The organism is Micromonospora sp. DT81.3 (assembly GCF_049847225.1).
GTDB lineage: Bacteria > Actinomycetota > Actinomycetes > Actinomycetales > Microbacteriaceae > Microbacterium.
Genome location: NZ_JBNCNY010000022.1, coordinates 1 through 19,533 on the forward strand (window position 1 = coordinate 1; position 19,533 = coordinate 19,533).

Consider the following 19,533-nt stretch of genomic DNA (forward strand, 5'->3'; position numbering starts at 1 on the left):
CCGACGCCGACAGATCGCCTGGACCCTCAGCGCATGGCTCATGCCTGCGACGCGCCGCGTGAACGTGCGAGTCGTTGGCTGACGTGCGTCGCCCAGGATCCCTCAGCGGGCATCGGCTCGAAGGCCTGTGGCCCCCGCTGGTCGGGGGTCATCGTGGGACCGATTGGGTGGCGCGGGAGATTTCGCTTCGACAGACACGCCGTCAACTACGAGCCGCCGTGGTCGTCAGCGCCATCATCAGCTCGACCCGCCGATTGTCAGACACGCCCTAGTTGAGTGCGGCGGCGACGACATCGGATAGGTCCGCATCTCGCCCCAGCTGGCGAGCGAGCTCGAATCGGGACGCCTCCGGTCCGGCGAGGACCCGCTCCAGGTACGACTGATAGAACGAGAACGGAGACCGAGTGGGCAGGCCCTTGCGCGCTCGAATGTCTTCGGCGGCGCCGTGCAGCCGACCGGCGAGATCGATGTCTCCGGCGGTCGCCGATGTGGAGAACAGCCCCTCGAGTGCGTCGGCGATGCCCTCCTCGTGTCCGATGGTCGAGGCGAGGAGGAGCTGCTCGCGGAAGCACTGTTGCGCCTGCTCCGCCTCGCCGGCGAGCAGGCGCGCCCAGCCAAGGTGGCTGAGGGAAACCGCCTGCCCGAGGGTGTCCCGAATGCGACGCGCCAGCGCAAGGCTCGACTCGAACTGCCGGACGGCATCGTCGATCCTTCCCCGCCCCAGCCACGCGCGACCGAGCATGACGCCGACCATCGCACCGCCGAAGGCGTCATCGAACTCGTCCGCGAGCGAAAGAGCGCGCCGTGAGCTGTCTTCGGCGGCCTCGACGTCAGGCGGCTGAGCTGCGAATTGCGCGACCGCCAGTGACGCGAGCGCGAGCGCCTCCCCGCGTCGGTCGCCCACACGCTGGAAATACTCTGCGCACCGCGCCATCGTCGGGACGACCGAGGCATCGGAGCTGCGCCAGTATCGGTCGGCCGTAGCGCAGTACTCGGCGATCGCGCGGGATCGTTCGGTGAGCTCGACCCCCGGTTCGAGCAGCCGGTCCAGCCACGCCATCAGCTCACCCGCGCGTCCACCGCCCCACCAAAACGAGTACAGCGGCCATGCCAGCTCCGCCACGTCGTCGAACCGACCTGCCGCGACCAGGTGATCGACGGCGGCTCGCAGCTCATCGTGCTCTTGCAGGAGCCGAGCCACCTTCTCGACCTGGCCCTGCCACGTCCCTGCTGATGACGCGGCTCCCGCGAGCCTTACGTACAAGGCGGCGTGGCATTGCTGCGCCCGTTCGAGAAGCCCCAGCTCGGCGAGGCGGTCACGTCCGTACTCCCGCACGGTCGCGAGCATCGTGAACCACGCCCGAGAACCGCGGTCCTGCTCCCGCACGAGGCTCCCGTCGACGAGCGCGTCCAGCGCATTGACGGCATCCACGTTGCCGAGGTCGTCGGCCATCCACTCGACGGCGTCGAGGCCGAAGCCGGTACGGAATACGCCGAGCCGGAGGAGCAGTTCGCGTTCGGGATCGAACAGCAGGTCCGCGCTCCAGTCGATGGTGGCCCGGAGCGTGCGCTGCCGTGCGGGGAGGTCGCGGGCGCCTCCTACGAGCAGCGGAAGGGCGTGGTCCAGGCGCTCGCTGAGGACCCTGGGCGTCAACACCCTTAGACGCGCCGCGGCGAGCTCGAGCGCAAGCGGCACGTCGTCGAGCGCCGCACAGATCGTGGCCACGTCTACCGCGATGTCGTCGGTGAGCTCGAAGTCCGGCTTTATCGCCCGCGCTCGCTCCGTGAAGAGCTCCACCGCGTCAGCCGACGGGAGCGGCCCGAGCGGGAGGCTCTGCTCGCCCCGGACTCGGAGCAGCACCCGACTGGTCGCCAGCACCGAGGACGACCCGCCCAGGAGCGAGATGAGATCCGGCGCGGCATCGACGACCTGCTCCACATTGTCGAGCACGAGCAGCATCCGGCGCCGGGCCAGCGCATCCCCTACCTTGTCTGCGAGGGGACGGTCGCCTGTGTTGCGGATGCCGAGCGCGTTCGCGACGGCCGTCACGACAAGCGCGGTGTCGGACACGGGAGCGAGGTCGACGAACACCACCCCGTCGGGGAATGACTCCGCCACCTCTCCGGCCGCCGCGACGGCGAGGCGACTCTTGCCGATGCCGCCGGGACCGGTGATCGTCACCAGCCTTCGGCCGTCATCTCTCAGCATGCGGCTCACCGCTGCGAGTTCGTCGGCTCGGCCGACCAGCCTGGTCAGGGGGCTGGGCGGTCGCACCGGCTCGGTCGAGAAGATCTCGGCCGGCGGCTCGCCGAGCGGCCGATGGTCACGTCCGGCCAGGTCGAAGCGTTCGGCAAGCAAGGTGGCGAGGTCCGCAGTCACCAGGTCGGCGAGCGCACCCGCATCCGCGAAGCCGACATAGGAAGCGTCGCCGGCGCGGATGCGTGCCAACAGCTCATCGAGCCGTTCCTCGCGTTGGTCGCTCTGCTTCAGATAGATCAACTTCGGGATGTCGGGCGCCAGGTTCCATTCGTCCTCGAGGCCCGAAACGTCCTCGCCGGGCGCGACCCATCCGTACTGCTCCCAGTAGAGGCCGACGAAGATGTCACTCTGGTCCAGATACGCCCGGTACAGTTCGCGCGGGGGATGCGGCCGCGCACCCAGTTCGAACATCACCGGAGCCATCGCCAACTGCTCGATCGCGGCCCGCACCGCGCGTCGCTCCGGAGCCAGCTCTTTGAGCGTAGAACTCACAAACACGCGCAGGCGCTGGTCAGGTGTTCGGATGCCCCCAGCGGCGACCGCGTTCATGCGTCACAGTCTCACCGGGCCCGGCCATCGTGTCCAGCGAGTCCTTCCGCACGCTGCTCCTCGAGGTTCGAAACAGCGGTGGCTGCGCGGAAGCGATCGTCAAGCGGGCACGGCCTATCGGGGACAGCCACGCCCGGTTTTACTCCGATCAGCTCGACTGATTGAGCTGGGGGCAGGCGGGACTCGGGCGGCGTCGTCAGCCGATCGTTTCGAACTCGTTGAGCCTCCAGGTTTGGTCGAACCATGCCTCGAGGGGGCCGTAGATCCTGAAGAGCTGGAACCACGCCTTGCCCGGTATCGTCTCCACCCAGTTCGACTCCTTGCCCTCGGGTGCCACCGGGCCAAAGTAGAGGTCGTACGAGCCATCGTCGTTCGCCTGAATCTTGCCGTCATTGCTGGCAACAGCCGGATACGGCGTCGACGGCACAACCAGCAGCGACCTCGTCTGGGTGTCGTAGACGTCCACCGCCCAAAAGTTCTTGGCCGGCGGGTTGGGGTCCACGTGGAGTCGATAGGTTCGCGCACCGTCGAGCAGGTCACCGTTCGCATCGTGCACCGTGTAGGCGTAGGCCGAGCCCGCTCCGACCTGGGCGTGAGCCATGGCCGGGGTGATCACGGTGGCGAGGTAGTGGAACTGCGTTCGCGCATCCAGCAGTCGTGCGCCGTTGCGGAGGAACTCGTAGCTGCCGCCGACGAAGCCGTTGCGCCATGAGCCGTAGAGCACGGCATCCGGGTCGCGGGGAGCATAGGCGATGACGCGCGCGAGGCCGGCGGCTATCGGCGCCGCCCGCTCGAGAATCGCCCTGAGGCGCTCATCCGGGGCGAAGGGCTGCCCCGAGACGATGCCGATGCCGGCCAGTTGGCCGGCCCGCTCGGCATCGAGCGCCTCGGTGGGTTCTTCCTGTACGAGTTCGGCGACCTCCTCGTAGAACGAGAAGTCGTTCGCGTGCACGGTGTTGAAGGCGAGGTCCGCGAGGTTGATGAACTCGTTCGCCTCCGGACTCTCCGCCTGCGAGAGGGGATAGATGCGCGTCTGCTTCATCGCGGGCACCCCGCCGAGGGCCCGCAGCACCACGAAGTTGGTGAAGGTGGGCGTGCGGTAGGTGAAGTACCCGTCCGGCACATCGCCGTCATAGCCGGGCGGCAGGAAGAGGTACTTGCCACCCGCTCCCCGGTCTGGCCCGGCGATGCCCATGTCAGCGACGTACCTGAACCAGAAGTCATCGACAACGCAGAGCGACTGGGGCGGCGCCTCGATCACGGTCGGCCCCCAGGATTTGAGGTCGAGCATCGTGACACCGTAGGTGGTCTCGGTGTTGGGTGTCAGAAAGAGCGCGCCCGAGGTGGCCCTTGGCTCTGTGATGCCGATCTGCTGAGCCGTGACGACGCCTGCCGCTCGCAGCCCGTTCCGGAACGCCACGAGGGATGCCCCGGGCACGGCGTTTAGGAATACCTCAATTCCACGCATAAGGTCCAGCGCGTCGTAGGCCGTCGCCGCGGTTTTCGGCAGGGGCAGGCCGTCGAAGAAGCGGAGGTCGCCGAATGGCGACGACACGGTGTCGGCCGTGCTGAGGGATGCCACCGCCTTCGCCATCGCGTCGGCGTCGATCCCTGGGCTCATCTGGTCGGACATCCATCTCCCTGTATTCTGCACACGCCTCAAGGCCCGCCCCCGAGGAGCAGCGCCGATCGCGCTATCTTCGTCAACGCTCGCGGTTCAGGCCAATAGAGGCATCGCTCAGATCGCGTGATTCGCCGCCTGCGCACCCTCATTTCATCTCGGCGCCGCCTTCTCCGGGCGCCCGTAGTATGCAGAAGCGACTGGACTCGCGGAATCAGCGGGCTCGCGGCCGCTGGACCGGGTACTTCACAAATAGACGACAATGGTGCGCCGGATCGCTCCTCACCGTCGGAACGGCAAGTACATCCGAGGAGACCCCGCGATAGCCGAAAGCTACAGCTTCTCCTGACCTCAGCGGGAGGCACACCTTTTTGGCCTGCCCGATGCTTGTCCCGGCTATGGCGATGACGGCGTCGAGGATCACTGCGCCGGCGTCGTGAACGGCACTGTTGTCGCACCCTGACGCTAGGTCCCGCGCTACGACAAGGCGCGGCCCAAACGGGATCCGGTTGCGGGCATCCTGCATCGGGCGTGCGTCCGGGTTCGAGATAGACCCGCACCGCCGGCGTTCGTCCTCGCTTTTAATCGACAGCCCTAACCGATTCGGGGCGCTCGGTGGCCCTGCTCGCCGACCCGGTATGCGGCAGCCAACCATACGGCGAATTCCCCATCCACCTCGTCCGGCGAGACGAGCCGGAAGGCATGGAGAACGTTTCTCCGGGAGTAGGTTTCGATCCTTGTGAACCGCGAACTCTCAACGCGTCCATCGAGCACCAGATGCCCGTTCAACCAACTCCGCCTCGGCGTGACAGCAGCGAAACTCATCCGCACCTGGAAGGCGATCCGAGTCTTCTCGGGCAGCACTGTGAAAGGTCCGATTTCGGTCAGCACGACGATGATCCTCTCGAACGTCGCACGGACAGAGGGCCCGGATGACAGAAAGTGCCGATCGAGGTCGCCGAGCGGAGCGCACGTGTGAGCCTGGTTCCGGGCAGCGAAGGTCCGTCCGCAGAACGGGCAGCGCCACATCGGCGCTGAACTCGGATCGCGACTCATGAGGTCAGTGTCATCGACGCCGCCGACCCGCTCAAGAGTCTCCCCGTCCAACCGGAGCCCCTGCGACTGCTTGGACGCGGTGCCAGGCTCGCCAGTGGATCTCGCCACGGGGGCGGCCGAATAGGGATGAGCGCGCCCAGCAGTGGCGGGCAACTCCAAACAGGAGCCAGTGCCTGCGGGCGCTGAGCCAGATCATGGCGGCAGTCGGCGACGCTCGAAAATGAGGCCACTGCAACGCGGTCGTTGACGCGTCGGTAGCCGGTCCGCTTGCGGGCGGGTGCCCACTCACGTCTCGATGAGCCCCCTCACGTTGGTCACCATCCGGGGAAATTCCGCTCAGCCTCGGCACTGGGTCGAGATGGAACGACGTCCCAGTCTCGACGCGATCGGCTAGGCCTCAATCGGCGCGATAATCAGCGCATGTATGGGGAACGCCTCGCTCGCTGGGAGAAGATCGTCGAGTGGCCGCTGATGGCCGCCGCCGTGGTTTTCCTCCTGGCCTACGCCGTCCAGATCATCGCCCGCCTCGACGGGTCCGCCGCGCTGCCGACCGAGGCAGTCCTATGGGTCACGTGGGCGGTGTTCGCCGCCGACTACGTCATCCGGCTGACCATCGCCGAGCATCGAAGACGGTGGTTCACCCGACACCTGCTTGACCTTGCTATCGTCCTGCTGCCCATGCTGCGCCCGTTACGGCTGATGCGGTTCCTCGCAATCATCGCAATCATTCAGCGCGGCGCGGGCAGCAGACTCCGAGGCCGAGTCGCGGTGTACACCATCGGCGCGACGGCGCTCATCATCCTCCTGGCGAGCCTCGCCGTTCTCGACGCCGAGCATGGTCAAGGCGGCAGCATCCAGACCTTCGGTGACGCGATCTGGTGGGCGGTCGTCACCATCACTACGGTGGGCTACGGCGACGTCAGCCCGATCACACCGATCGGCCGAGGTGTCGCATTCGCGCTGATGATCGGCGGCATCGCCCTGATCGGCATCGTGACGGCCACGCTCGCGTCTTGGATTGTTCAGCGGGTATCCGACGAGACGCAAGCGAGCGCGGTAGCCACCGAGGCTCAAGTGGAGGATCTGCGCTCCGAGGTGGCCGAGCTTAAGGCGATGATCCGCGACCTGCGACTCACCGGATAGCTCTGCCGCTTGAACCGCGGGGCACACACTGAATGTGGGCGTCACCGGTCTCCGCGTGACCGGGGCGAGCAACTCACCGCATGCTGGGGCGTGGGCTGTGCATGACACTGGACACCCTCAGGAACTGCAATAGGTAGCGGCGGATGCCTGGGAGGGGTGAGCTCGCCGCCTACCCACTGCGCTGGAACAGGCGGACGCCGCGTTTCGCCCGGCCGTATGCCGGTCAGCCAGCGCCCTCAAGCCGGTCCCTGAGCGCGCAGCCGCCCGATTGGATCGGATTACGCGCCGTGATCGTCATGCCAAGGGTCTCGGCCGCCGATCTGGCGAGACCAGCGCGCCGGGTGTGACGACGTCGCCTGTTCGGACACGGTTGTGAGGGCTGAACCGCGACTGAGCTGCTCCTAGGTGAGCGGCGAGATTACCGCGGTGTCTTCCTCTGCGATTGGGAGCTGGCTCGGTTCGTCGTCTTCACGTGCTTTCGACTAGCGGGATCGGGGTCACAGTCGGGGCACATCCGTGCGTCGTGCAGTCCCGTGCCGAGCGGCCGCGAACCAATCCTCCTGCGCCATGAGTCTGGAACCATGCTCGACCACCGGGCTGAAGTTGCGCAGGAGTGAGACGTACCCGAATTGGGGGTTGTACATGAGCGCGTACGCGGAGGCGTCGTCGTGGAGAACGCCGTCGGTGGCAATCTGGGGGATCTCGTCATACACGTACCCGTTGACCAGTGCGGCATCCCTGGTCTCTTCCCCGTAGTCCTACTGCGACAGGTGATGGATCGCCGGCTCGGGACCGACCCGCTCGATCATGTCGAGGACGGCGTCGGCTTCCTCGCCCTGCAGGAATACGACGGTGAGCCAGCGCCGTTCGACCGTCGTATTCGACTCCTCAGCGACCTGGCTGACGCGGTGGTGCTACGGGTCATGGCCTGCTCCCTTCTCCACCTGGTAGGTGCGCGGGGGATACACGTGCGGGAGCAAGGCAAGTTCGCGGCGCCGAATGGGTACCACGGGGGAGACGCGATAGGGAATGCGACGTCCGGGAAGCGTCCACCAATAGTGCGCTTCCGCAGGACGCAGATCTTCTCGTCGGTGGTCTGCCATTCAGGGTCGATATCCCGAGCCAGTCCTGCAGTCGATGACGGGTCGTGTGATGGCTCGGTCAGCCGTAGCATGAGCACACATCGGGTTCGGATCAGGATGTGGGGGCTTTGATGCGAACTCCTGACGACCTACTCCACGCCCGCGGATACCTTGACGCGCAGCACATCGAGCGCGACCTCGCCGACGGTGTACCGGTGGTCGCCGTGCTCGATATCGATGCGCGTCATCGTCGATCCCGCGTTCGCGGATACGGTCCTTCCACACTCGGATCCCGGCCCCGGCCCCGTCCACGGCCTTGACGCGCCTACAACTCGCGGTGTCCCGCAGTATCACCGGCGCGACTCCGACCCTCTTCACCTCTGCGGCCACGGCGGTCGCAAGGAAAGAGAGAGAGAGAGCGAACAATGACGACCACATTCGGGGTCGAGGCCATCCGGCACTTCGCGAACGCACGCGCTAGCGGACCGGACTCCAAGGCCGCAGACCTCACGTACACCTTCAATCGGAGCAACGGATTCGATCGGGAGCTCCGAAACGCCCATCATGCTCGGGCGTTCTACTGGACCGAGCGGGACGTGTTCGAGAACGACCTGCACGACTCGTCGCTCGGCGGCGATGATGCGAACTGGGTCGACAACGTTGACCTGTTCTGGATCGAAACCCACGGGAACAACGTCAACGGCGTTCCGATCATGCTCTACGACAACCCCGTGGACGACTGGCTCACGTGGGGCAACACCTGGGAGCTGGGTGAGGCGTGGAACGCCGAGTGGATGATGGCCTACTCGTGCCATACCGTCGACCGCAACAACGTCACCGCACTGTGGCCCATTTTCAAGGGGCTGCATCTCTACTGCGGTGCCTGGGAGAACATGTACGACGGCATCACCACCGACGAGTGTGGTGAGGACGTCGCCGACAACCTCACCGACGGAGACACGGTGGCGAGCGCCTGGATCGACGGCGTCTCCGACTGGTCGGTGGACAACCACCCGATCGTTGTCGGACCCGCGACTGCCGCGGCGTGGAACGGCGGGAACATCCGCTGGAATCTCGCCCCGCACAACACCGACCACATCTGGGGCGAGGGAAGTACCGCCCCCGACCTCGCTCCCGCACAGCAGGGCTGCCTGCTCTGGCGCTGGGCCGAGGGTTGAGACAGGAGAACGAGATGAGCATCTACGACAACCTGACCGAACAGCTCGTGGGGCACCTGAAGGAGGTCCCCCAGGCCGTTGAGGTCGTTTCGACCGAGCCGGTGAACGAGGAGCTTCCCCGCGCGATCCTGCAAAGCACGAGAGAGGCGACGGGGCTCGACTTCTCGCGACTCGAGCCGGCGCGACGCAAGGCCACCACGGTCCTGCGGGACGAGTCGGGCGCGCGGGCCACCGTGTTCCATGCCTCCGGCGCGATCGTCGTCCGCACCGCGATCGGCGACTTCGACGACACGTTCGCCGGGGATCCGGGCTCCGAAGAGCTCTCGCTGCTCACGCAGAAGGCGTTCTCGGGTCTGGGGATCGACCGATTCGTCCATGGCGACGACACTGTCGGGTTCGAGCGTCTGTGGCGCATCCGCGCCGCGGGAGCAGACCCGCGCTACGAGGTCGTGGAGCCCGTGCTCGTCCGCGCGATCGGGGCGTTCCGCCACAACGTGCGGGACATCCCGGTGCTGGGCCGCGCATCGGGCCACGTCGAGGTCACGGGCGCTGGGGACATCAGTGCGTTCTCGGTGTCGATGAGGCGATTCGCCGACCAGGGCTCGGAGGTACTCACGCGGGTGAGTTCGCGCGCCGTCGAGGACGCCGCCTCCGAGATCGCGAAGCAGGCGGCCCGGGTGACGGAGGGCAGCGAGGATGCCGTGCTGACGGTCGACTCGTTCGACTTCGGCTACCTCAGCCTCGGACGCCGGCGGGCGCAGGCGGTGCTGGCGCCCATGTACGTCGCCGCCGTGTCGATTGCGCCCCCGGAGGGCAGGGAGGACCAGGTTCGCTCCGCGCACATCTTCGCCGTGCCCGGCAGTGACGAGCGCTTCCTGAAGCTGCCGACGGGATCCGCTGCCGTCCGCACCCGCCGCGCGGCCTGATCCCCCGCGTCGCGGCGTCACGCCTTGGTCGAGAACACGACGTCGAACCCTGCGTCGGGGGTGATGGCGTTCAGCCTCCTCACGAAGGCGAGGGCTTCGGGCGCGCCGACAAGGCGGTCCATCCCGGCGTCCTCCAGGTCCACCGGTCGATCCCAACTGCCTCGCGACCTGTCGCTGCGGAACTCCGTCCGCGACCAGCCGCCGAATCAACGCCCAATCCTCCACTGAGATCACTCACCCAAGCTGTCTGGGTGGCCTCTTTTTCGCCCGGGTCGTTTCTAGTGACCATCGCAACGCGAACCGTTCGAAAGGGTCTAGGTCACCTGCATGGCATGCAGCGGGTCAGGGGTTCGAGTCTGGCAGTACGTCGTCGTCTCACGCCTCACCATCCCCCATTCGGTCTGGCTTCATGGGGCTGCCGGATCCGTACACCACCCGGGCGGAAGCAACCCGCGTCCACCCGATCTGGGCCATCGGGACTATCACACGTGACCACACCTCCCGCTGGTGATCACGTCGCGGTCGCCATCTGCCTGCAGGCAGTTCCGGAGACATTGTTCGTTGGACGGTTCGATCAGGGTTGGTCTGCGGGTTCCGACAAGCTGGCTTTGGCCGGGTCAGTAGGAGTTGAGCTTGCTTTGGGCTTCGACATGAAGGCGGCTGATAGGTGCATCCCGCCCACGAGGAGCTGCGCAAAGGCCAAGACAAGCGCCCACGCATAAAGAGTCCGCATCAGGGGGGCAGACGCCACGAGAACAGCACCCCCCACGGCCCAGCTCAACCCAATCGACCACGGCCACAACAAGATCAGCGACTCTCGCAGGGCGAAAAGCGCGACAATCCCCGCCAAGACCCACGACACCCCCAATGGCGGGAAGACAAGATCAACCGTCCCGTACGTGCTCAATCCGGAGCCAATAGCGAAGAAATACGTCAGCGCCCCGACGACTATGAAGACGATCCCCAGCAGGGCGCACGCGGTGCGCGCACCGCCCTTGAAGGCCTTATTCACAAGGCCGAGGGCCAGGAACACGAGGCCGGTGGCGATCCAAAAGAACGCGATGACGCCGATGATCGCCGCCGCCGTTGGAGCCGGAGCAAGGAGGCGGATCAGGGCCGAAACAAGAGCGATGCCACCGATCGCGAAGAGGGCGACCCGGGTCCGGCGAAGAGAGGCGGTTCGGAGGGCGTCGACGTTTGTTGCTGATCGCGGATCCCGCGGTACAGCAGGGATCGCTGACGGGGCTGGTGTCGGCGATGCGCCATCATCGGGCGCGGATGGTTTCTGCGGCGTAGACTCAGGCTCAGTGGATGGACGTGCAGACGCAGCCGCGAGCGGGATCGACTCGGGTCGGGGATCAGGCGCCAACTCAGCTTCCATCGGGCGCTTCCGATCGGATTCTGGCGTGATCCGCCGTTCAGATGGCAGCACGGGGCTTGGTGTCACGGAGTCAACCGCGTGCGGTGCGTTCGGCGTAGTTGCCGGCTGCAGGAAGGAATCGATCTCGACGACCGTCGTATGCGTCGCATCCGGGCGATCACGCAACGACCGAAGGAGGCTGCGGATGCTACTGCGAACGGACTCGCTGCGCTCGTGTCGCAGTGCAGCGCGGAGCTGGGCGAGGATCGCCTGCTGATCCGAGTATGCGATCGGGGCGCGGCCGCGGATGACGCTCCCGAGCGTCAACAGGTAGGCGTACGGCATCTGCGGCTCGGACGGTAAGGGGTCCGGCAGTGGTCGGCGTTCCGCCTCGCGCTCTGGGAGCGCACGGATAAGGAGCATCGCGCTGGATGCGGAGCGTTGGCGGTAGTCGACGATCTGCTCGCTGTATACGGCGTAGTTTCGTCGCTCCTCTGGCGGGATGTCCACGATCTCGACCGGGAGGATCGGCAGTCCGAGCGCCCTGGCGTATTCGAACTCGGCGGCGCACGGGTCTGACGCGAGCGAATTCGGAGAGAGCGCGAAGAGGAAGACGGTGCATCCACGAATCTCGCGAAGGACGGCCCCCCACCAGGCCTCTCCGCCAACCAGGTTTTGGTCGAGCCATACGGACCGCCCCGAGGCCTCGATGTTGTCAACCAGCGAGCGAACCGCATCGCCGTCCGTGCTCGAGTAGGACAAGAAGAGCGTCACCGTGAACACCCCGTCTCTGAGCGTGTGCGGCCCGACTGCTCGTGATCGTAGTCCCTCGCGAACGGCAACCGGGAGTGGAAACGTTAATCGGTCCCCCCATTCGCATACACCGCACCAGCAGCGCAAGCCCGCAACGGATGCCTCAGCGCGACGGATTTCGTCAGATGGGATCCATATGCGGGCGCCGCGCAAGGGAGCCGTCGTCGGGCAATGCCGCTGTCACCCTTCATGCGCGGGTGACTCACCGTGTTTCGGCGACGACGTCATGGATGGCTTTGATGACAGCCCGGCAATTCTGAGGCGGCTAGCCCGCCGTCGAAACCAGCACCCGAGTTCGGCGGGGATATCGGCTGGAATTGTGGTCGTCAGTCAGCTGCCGCTCGGCCGGCCCCCTTTGGGTCGGCCGAAGGGCGATGAGAGAGAAACCTCGGAAATCAGGTCTGCATCGCACATCTGTGCAGCGGCGGTGTCGTAGTCGAGACGCTCCAGAGTCGGCCGCTGACGTCCTATTTCGGGAGCGGCTCATCCAGGGCCTGGAACACAGCAGGCAAGACGACACACGGTGCTTGGCTCCCTACCGCTGCACCCCAGGTATCCACTGCGGTGGTCTTATTCCGGTCGCTATCGGCGTAGCCGTGGTAACCAGGGGCCCGCCGACTCCTTGATAATGTCGAGGGCCTTCCTGTTGGCTTCATTGTTCACGCGCGCTCGGTCCCGTGCGGCCGTCCTGCGGCTTTTCCACCGCCCGAATATCGTGGCCCGACCATCTCGATACTGAATGCCCGAGATGGCCCACTGCTTTAGACGCCAGTACAGATCAGATTCATAGGAGGCCCGGCGAAGAGCCTCTGCCCACAACCGTGCGTGGGCATAGTACTTAACGGCGGATTGAAGGCGCTCATCGGACCAGAGTTCTTCTGCTCGAACGGACCCTAGGTCGTCCACCGGATCAAAGATCGGCCCTGCCCCCGGCTGGATCGTGTCGGGCGTCGCCGCCGCAACATACGTATGGACCGCCCGGCGCAACTCCGTCTCCGTGAGATTAATCGTCCTGGTTCCGCGCCGATACCCATAGATCACGGCATCGAGACGTTTCGCGGCGGCGATTAGTTCGGCGCCAGTATCGGCCACGCCCTGTGCGAGCTCGAATCGGAACCCGACTTCGTTAGTTGGGAAGTTCGGTATCCCCTCTACGGCCTTTTGGACGCGGCGAATCGCGGCCTTCTCGAGTGGGACGAGCGAGTCCTCCGTGAATGTGTACGGCGCTGGCAATTCATAGGTTGCCACGTCCACGGCCGCCATCTGTCGACTAACGACGTCGGCGGCAGCTCGACGTGTCTCCAATCGCCGCTCTAGCCCCAGCACCACAGCGCCCACGATCAGACCGGTAAATAGCGCGACCAGGAGATCCGGGAACATCTGGGACCAGTCGGGTGGCCAGAACGCCGTGCTGGCTTCAGCGGACAGTCGCACGACAGAGATAGACAGGGTTGTCCCGCCCCGGGTAGAGCCGGTTCTTATCCACGCGTTTCTCCTATGTCAAGTTTCAGCCTGCGAGGTTCGTGGACATCGTTCCGTCGCGCCTCGGTCAACGGGATTGTAACTGCGGTCGTGGCTGGGGCCGCTCCAATAGCTGAGAACCGGAACCCCAGGGGGTCCGTGCGCCGCCACAGGTTCCTCCACCTCGGCCCGATCAACGCATCCTCTCTTGCGAAGTTGCCACCGAGAAGACCTACGAGTGAGCGCGGATCCCAGTGGTCGCCGAGCCTGGGTTTGCGGGCAGCATCCTGTTCGAGTGTCTGGTCCGTACGGTGCTCGCCGAGGCTGGGCTGGCAGGCTTCGTACTCCTCCACTACTTGCCTTTTCCATGGGTCGGATTTGAGCAACGCTGGCCCGCGGGGGCCTGCGACACCCAGGACGCGTGGGCCAAAGACTTCAGGGAAGAAGCGGCTGAAGTAGGCGCGAAGTTGTGCGCCGTGGGTGAGTAGGGCTACACCCGGAAGGTCGGCCTTCTTCCCTCGTGTCTTGACCTGTGCGCCGACAGATCAGTTCGGACGACGTTGTGAACGCCGTTGGATGAGAGGGCCGCGACGACAGATTGTGCGGTGGAGAGGGCCCGCTCTCGGCGTCCAGCACGGATGCCGAGAGCGGTCGGCTGGACGGGCAGCAGCGTGTTGCGGGCCGTATCCGATATCGAGCAGCTCGACGAGTGGAATGGCGGCATGGCGGAGTTCCGCATGACGCCGAAGTGGGGTTTGCTGTCAGGTGCGCTATTCACGTGCATGCGTGAACTTCGGAATCTCGACGAGCGGACCACGTTCCTCGGCAACCACAACTACGCGGAAAGGCTGGTCCCGTTGGAGTGAGCTGAGCCGTTCGCGCACGCCTCTTCGGTTCGCGCACGGCGAGTGTGATCACCGTTACTCCCTCGTCGAAGGCGAAGTAGGTCAGGCCCTCCTCGACACACGAGCACAGCTCAGCAACTGGCGGAACGCTTCGAACCCCGACGTCACTCTTGCTGAATCGTCCCACCCGGACCGGGAGTCAGGGTATTTCACACCGCCCGCAAGAGGGTCGGGCGGCCGGTCCCGTCGTTGCAGAGGAGGAGGCAGAGTGTTCCATCTGAGCTCATTCCAGTGATCAGCTGCAACGCCAGGTGCTTCAGTCAGTCTCGTGGTGGGTCCAGCCTCTTTCGCGTCGCCAGCGCATGATGTATCCGGTCCCGCCGTCCAGCCATAGATCAGTCAGACCCTCCGTGGCTGCAAAGGTGCCGTCGGTGAACCAGCTTGGTGACGCGGGGAGCAGGTTGCCCCAGCGGCCGGCTGCGGCGACGAGGAGGTACAGGTGTCGTTCGCTGTGCGCCGAGCGTGATCGCCTCGCGGTCGAGCTTCTCGAGGTGGTGGACTGGGCGTTCCTCATTCGTGAGGTACGCGGATAGCCGCTCCAGGTAGGGCACATCACCGGAGTCGGCGGCGGCGGCGTTCCATGATTCGAGGGGCGAAGCCGACCTCCCTGGCTCTGCGATTGGGGCTCCGAACTCGATCCCTGGAAAGACTTCTTGTATCGCGGCTGCGGCCCCTTCGCTGATCGCGCCGGCGCACGCTTCGCGACGCACACGTTCGACGACCGCGCGCCATCGGTCGCCCGCCTCGCGCGCCTTTCGACCCTTGGTCAGCGGCGGCTCCCATCCGCGTTCTAGGTAGACCGGAACATAGCGTTCCAGGGGTCCATCTCCGTTCAGCTCGGCGACGAGAGCTGCCGCGCGAGGAACGGCGGCCTGATGGCTCCAGTCAATCGTCGAGAGGATCTCGGCGGGCTCGGGTGGCGCGTCGGCCGGATGCAGGACGAGATCGACAAGTCCGTCGCCCGCTCCCTTCACGTCGCGGCGGGAGGGCGTCACTCCGGTGAGGAACCATAGGTTCATTGCGGCTCGCGGATCGTCGCTGGGAGCGCCTCGGAATTCGTCCGATTCCCACCAAGCCTCATCGGCCGCGGACAGTGCGGCGGCCGCTTCAGGAATCGACGGACCCCGCTCGCACCATCCTTCGGTAAGCAGCCTCATGGCCCGACCGTACTGCATGAGCGCGAAGCGACCCGAGCACGGTCCGCGGGCCGGTCGGGGTGCGGCGCGGGGTGGCCACCATGGGTGGGCGTTGCCGGCAAGCCGCTGGCTCAAGGGCGGCCCGATAACCGGTGCTCATCCGCGCAGACTTCCGGGTCGACGTGTCGTCGCTGGCGGGCCTGCGGGGGTTGCGCGAGAATGTGCCCGGACGACCGACGACGTCCCGGCGCGGGAGTGAAGGATCACGAATGGCGACAGTGACGGTGCGGCCGATGACCCGCACGGAGTTCGACGAGTGGCAGCTCGTCACCGCAGAGGAGTATGCCGGGGAGCAGGTCGAGGCGGGACGATGGGCAGCTGAGGGAGCGGTTGGGCGAGCGCGCGAAGAGAACGCGCAGGCCCTCCCCGACGGCCTCCAGACGGAGCGGATGCTGCTCCTCACGGGACTGGACGCGGCAGGTGAGCCGGTGGGTCGCGCGTGGGTGAGCCTGGATCATCCGCGCGGGGCGCCCGATGTCGCGTTCCTCTATGAATCGAGGTCGTCGAGGCGCGGAGGGGCACAGGGCTCGGACCTGCACTCCTGTCGGCGGTCGAAGCCGCGGCCCGGGATGCCGGTGCCAGGGCGCTCGAGTTGAACGTCTTCGGCTCCAATCGCCCCGCCGTCATGCTTTACACCTCTGCGGGGTACGACGTCGTGACGCAGCAGATGCGCAAGGCGCTTTAGCCCAGCAGGTCGGTCTACTCGGGGCGTATTTGAACGAGAGCTGGGTCCGCGATCGGAACAGTAGCGTTGCGTCCTCCGTGACGACGACGTCCTGCTTCGTCAGCTCGGCGACACGGAGGTCGTGCAGCGATCTGGCCGCGGTGTTGATCGCTTGTCGAGCTGAATCCTCCTAGGACGACGACGCACTCGTGCCGATGACGTCGAGCACTCTATAACGCTCGTGGTGGGTAGCTCATGGTGGGTCGTTGAGCGGTCCCTCAGCGAACCAGACTTGCGTCGATTCTCGGCTCCAGTGAATTCGGCCGAGCCTGTCTCGCTTACGATCCCTGCCTAGGGCTAGGGCCGGCGTCGTCCCGGAACTGAAGGCCGCCGTCCTCCCACGACGGGCTGCAACCAACCGCTCGCGCGGCGCTCCGAGAGTGCGAGGCAGACAAGGGGGGCGGATCGCGGCGTCGCTCGCGTGCTGGAATCGGTCCCTGTCGGAAGAAGACGACCTGATCATCGATGAGTTGCAAGTCCCACTCGGACGCTGTATCGGCGAGCTCTGCCGTCCTGGGGAGGTAGAGCGCATCTGCGCCAGACCCCTCCGGGAAGTACACCGGAACCACCCACGTCAATTGTGGGATCGGACGGGGTTGATATGAGCGTCACGTGCGCGAGATCGTAGCTTCGCTAGGCATCACGTTGTTTATTTCTGTGGCGGACAACCACGCTTGCTCCCAATAACACTGCGTAGGCCGTGAACATCCCCAACAGGACATCCGAAAAGAATCCGCCCCACGACGTGCCACTGTAGAAGGTTTCCACGAAGAACCTGAGCGCCGCCCCAGTTGCCACTAATGCCAGCGTCACAGCCACGAGGAGAGTGACGGGCAATTGTGCGCGTGCATCAGATCTCGCCACCTTCACCAAGCTGATGTCGATCAGGGAGTTCTCCGGGTTGATCTCAGGTGGACCGTCCGTGATCGCGATGAATTCACCCTCCGCATGACGACGGATCAGCTGAGGCGCAATGAGCGCGTCGCCAGCCCCAACGAAGCCACTGTTCGAAGACCAGGTGATGCCAATGGTCTTGTCGGAGGAATCAGTCTCCGAGAGGACGAACGGTGCCGGCGTGATCTGAAATCGGATGGGTCTCTCATCGTCAAAGGCCTTTGAAGCAATGTCCGCTCTACTCGATGAACGGATAACCACGCGCACGAGATGTGGGTTGGTTAGCGGGGTTCCCTGGTACGAAACGGCAAGTTGTGCGGCTACTGGATGAGCGGCCAGCAGAGGTGTTGCCTGGGCTCGGAATACTAGCCGTCGTTTTGGAAATTGCTTGCGATACGTGACGAATGTGATCGCGATTCCAACCACAGCTACCACCACTGCGAGAAGGCCCCAGAAGGCCGCCCAGTCGAAAGTTGCCGCCGCCCCTGCCGCATCCCTGAGGCCCATCCCCACAGAGTAGCGGCAGATCCTCGTTCGAATGGCGAGCTGACTAGGTGAACGCCGTGAGGTGCCCCATGCGTAGTCAGTCAGCCACGCTTCGAGTCTTGCCATGATCCCTGGTTCAAAGTGACTGAGCTCTTCCGAGCCCTGGAGGACGCGAGTGCTGCACTTGTCAAGTATTCGCGGAGGGGAAGGGTGGCGCGCGAGGTTGGCCCAGCTCAAATAGGAAGGTACGTGCCGGTGGTGGATCGGCGATGGTGCCACCCACCACGCGACATTGACGAGCCAACCCGGCGAGCTCCTTCCTTGACGCGCAAGCGGGTCCTTCAGCGTGCGGCGACCAAAGCGTGGGTGGGACCCGGTGCGGATGGATGAGGTACACGTTGGTTATGCGAGGGTGTCCACGGCGGACCAGGACCTCACCGTGCAACGAGAGGCGTTGTTCAGACTCGGCGTGGAACATGCACGCATGTACGTCGGACGCGCAAGACCCTCTCGACTTGCGGCGGGGCCGGTCACCGCCATCCGAGGAGTAGGGCCCAGGTTGCGCCAACTGCCAGAGCTGCGATGCCAAGCGAGCCGCTTGCAACCGCCAGTAGTAGGAGCCGCTGCTTCGCGTGGAGCTGACCGGCGATCTGTATCGCGACCTGAGCGTGGTACTCCGTCCGGTCCACCTCGGCGAGGTGGTCGGCTACTTCCCGACCCCTTGCCTCGAGCTGTCTGATTTGGGCCTGTCGCTTCCTTTGATGTGCGGGCTGGTATGTCGACCGGGATGACCCGTCAAGGGCCGCGCCGGCGGATGCGTTAGGGGGTTCGACGGCCGCAGCGGACCCGTATTGCAGGAGAATCTGGTGGGAGAGCAGGTTAGGGGAAGGGAGTAGGACAGCCAAGAAGAGGAGGAGTGCGACCGTGAGCAATGCGGCGGCGATCACCGCGACGGCAAAGATTGGCATCCCCACCGAAGCTTGGCCCATGACGCCCAGCAGGACCACGGCCGCGAGGGCTACTCCAGCTGCAGCTCGCGCGTCGATGCGTGGGAGCTCGGATCGTAGGTCAATAACCAGCTCCTTTGCGATCTCCGCGGCGTCCCGCCGCTCAGTGACCGGGCCTTCAGTCGCAGCGGCACTCACGCGTTCTGTCGGTGGAGGCCGCCCAGCAGAGTTGACTGGCTCTTGGGATTTGCCCACGCCGGTATCGTCAGTACCTATCGGAGTTGTTGGCTCGTCTGCATCCACGTTGGTGCTCCGCTTCGCGTCCATCCTTTTAGCTCGCGCCTCGAGCCGGGGAGGGGTCGCTATGTCGCGGACTCTACTCTCCCGCAACCCGCCGGCGTGAGGAAGCTCGCAGCGGCGGGGCAGTTGTGCGACCGCACGACACCACCGCCCGCCTGGGCACATACGCCGCTCTCGTGGCCGTGTTTCTGGAGAGATCAACCATGCTCAGCCTCCTGCTCGAGCTCGGAGCAACCGTCATTGGCGACCTCGGGGCGAGCGCCCCCGTCGTGGTCGACGCGCTCACAGGGCACGGGCCGTTGACCGGCGCACTCCCTGTCGACATCCCGTCTTCAATGGAACCAGCCGAAACTTCCGCGAAGACGTCCCCTTCGACACCGAGGCACCGCTCTTGGGCGCCGGGTCAGGAGTCACGCGAGAAGCAATTCAAACCCTATGGCAGGACGCTCCTGATCGAGGTCGCGCTGATCGGTCCCGACGCCGGTCGGGCCCAATCGTGCGCCCAAGGCCCTCGCTAGACGCCACCCACAGGACGTCTCTCACCGTCCGCAAGCCGATCGGCGGATTCTGGCGGTCATTGCAACAGAACGTTCCCGATGACTTCGATCGGGGTTTGGAACTCTAGTCGTTTG

At 65.4% G+C, this 19,533-nt stretch carries 15 protein-coding genes and 1 pseudogene; 7 read left to right on the forward strand and 9 right to left on the reverse strand.

The window, feature by feature from the left end; genetic code table 11:
- Nucleotides 1–268: 268 nt before the first annotated feature.
- The 3 genes from ACPW96_RS22645 to ACPW96_RS22655 all read right to left on the reverse strand — a co-directional run bounded on the left by ACPW96_RS22645 (nt 269) and on the right by ACPW96_RS22655 (nt 5,486).
- Nucleotides 269–2,809 carry a DUF4062 domain-containing protein gene (locus tag ACPW96_RS22645; protein WP_425885927.1) on the reverse strand — a complete coding sequence of 847 codons (2,541 nt, stop codon included), beginning with the start codon at nt 2,807–2,809 and terminating at the stop codon, nt 269–271.
- A 196-nt stretch (nt 2,810–3,005) separates the two neighbouring features.
- Entirely contained in the window at nt 3,006–4,442 is a 1,437-nt protein-coding gene (locus ACPW96_RS22650) for a DUF1254 domain-containing protein (protein ID WP_425885928.1), read from the reverse strand.
- 582 nt (nt 4,443–5,024) lie between these two features.
- Nucleotides 5,025–5,486, reverse strand: coding sequence for a DUF5655 domain-containing protein (locus tag ACPW96_RS22655; protein ID WP_425885930.1), 462 nt, complete (start codon nt 5,484–5,486; stop codon nt 5,025–5,027).
- Between the two features lie 420 nt (nt 5,487–5,906).
- Between ACPW96_RS22655 and ACPW96_RS22660 the strand changes: the two genes are divergently transcribed.
- The gene (locus ACPW96_RS22660) at nt 5,907–6,629 is read left to right on the forward strand and encodes a potassium channel family protein (protein ID WP_425885931.1); all 723 of its coding nucleotides are present in this window, start codon (nt 5,907–5,909) and stop codon (nt 6,627–6,629) included.
- Between the two features lie 497 nt (nt 6,630–7,126).
- On the opposite strand, the gene ACPW96_RS22665 is transcribed toward ACPW96_RS22660, so the two are convergent.
- Complete coding sequence (locus tag ACPW96_RS22665) at nt 7,127–7,342, reverse strand: hypothetical protein (protein ID WP_425885933.1); 216 nt, start codon at nt 7,340–7,342, stop codon at nt 7,127–7,129.
- A gap of 794 nt (nt 7,343–8,136) precedes the next feature.
- Between ACPW96_RS22665 and ACPW96_RS22670 the strand changes: the two genes are divergently transcribed.
- The gene (locus tag ACPW96_RS22670) at nt 8,137–8,889 is read left to right on the forward strand and encodes a DUF6345 domain-containing protein (RefSeq protein ID WP_425885935.1); all 753 of its coding nucleotides are present in this window, start codon (nt 8,137–8,139) and stop codon (nt 8,887–8,889) included.
- A 14-nt stretch (nt 8,890–8,903) separates the two neighbouring features.
- Nucleotides 8,904–9,815 carry a hypothetical protein gene (locus ACPW96_RS22675; protein ID WP_425885936.1) on the forward strand — a complete coding sequence of 304 codons (912 nt, stop codon included), beginning with the start codon at nt 8,904–8,906 and terminating at the stop codon, nt 9,813–9,815.
- Between the two features lie 574 nt (nt 9,816–10,389).
- On the opposite strand, the gene ACPW96_RS22680 is transcribed toward ACPW96_RS22675, so the two are convergent.
- On the reverse strand, nt 10,390–11,958 hold the full coding sequence (locus tag ACPW96_RS22680; protein WP_425885938.1) for a TIR domain-containing protein: 1,569 nt from the start codon (nt 11,956–11,958) through the stop codon (nt 10,390–10,392).
- A gap of 612 nt (nt 11,959–12,570) precedes the next feature.
- Entirely contained in the window at nt 12,571–13,368 is a 798-nt protein-coding gene (locus ACPW96_RS22685) for a hypothetical protein (protein WP_425885940.1), read from the reverse strand.
- A gap of 719 nt (nt 13,369–14,087) precedes the next feature.
- Between ACPW96_RS22685 and ACPW96_RS22690 the strand changes: the two genes are divergently transcribed.
- The 4 genes from ACPW96_RS22690 (at nt 14,088) to ACPW96_RS22705 (ending at nt 16,235) form a co-directional block, all read left to right on the forward strand.
- Nucleotides 14,088–14,315: a hypothetical protein gene (locus ACPW96_RS22690; RefSeq protein ID WP_425885942.1), complete on the forward strand. Its 228-nt coding sequence runs from the start codon at nt 14,088–14,090 to the stop codon at nt 14,313–14,315.
- 914 nt (nt 14,316–15,229) lie between these two features.
- Nucleotides 15,230–15,367, forward strand: coding sequence for a hypothetical protein (locus ACPW96_RS22695; RefSeq protein WP_425885944.1), 138 nt, complete (start codon nt 15,230–15,232; stop codon nt 15,365–15,367).
- A 392-nt stretch (nt 15,368–15,759) separates the two neighbouring features.
- Nucleotides 15,760–16,146: a hypothetical protein gene (locus tag ACPW96_RS22700; protein ID WP_425885946.1), complete on the forward strand. Its 387-nt coding sequence runs from the start codon at nt 15,760–15,762 to the stop codon at nt 16,144–16,146.
- Nucleotides 16,092–16,235 carry a hypothetical protein gene (locus ACPW96_RS22705; protein WP_425885952.1) on the forward strand — a complete coding sequence of 48 codons (144 nt, stop codon included), beginning with the start codon at nt 16,092–16,094 and terminating at the stop codon, nt 16,233–16,235. The genes ACPW96_RS22700 and ACPW96_RS22705 overlap by 55 nt, the downstream gene beginning before the upstream one ends.
- On the opposite strand, the pseudogene ACPW96_RS22710 reads toward ACPW96_RS22705, so the two are convergent.
- The 3 genes and pseudogenes from ACPW96_RS22710 to ACPW96_RS22720 all read right to left on the reverse strand — a co-directional run.
- Nucleotides 16,174–16,392: pseudogene (locus ACPW96_RS22710) on the reverse strand (dodecin domain-containing protein); the annotation flags it as partial. The gene ACPW96_RS22705 and the pseudogene ACPW96_RS22710 overlap by 62 nt on opposite strands.
- 515 nt (nt 16,393–16,907) lie before the next feature.
- Nucleotides 16,908–17,675, reverse strand: coding sequence for a hypothetical protein (locus ACPW96_RS22715; RefSeq protein WP_425885948.1), 768 nt, complete (start codon nt 17,673–17,675; stop codon nt 16,908–16,910).
- 509 nt (nt 17,676–18,184) lie between these two features.
- Complete coding sequence (locus ACPW96_RS22720; RefSeq protein WP_425885950.1) at nt 18,185–18,904, reverse strand: hypothetical protein; 720 nt, start codon at nt 18,902–18,904, stop codon at nt 18,185–18,187.
- Nucleotides 18,905–19,533 lie beyond the last annotated feature (629 nt).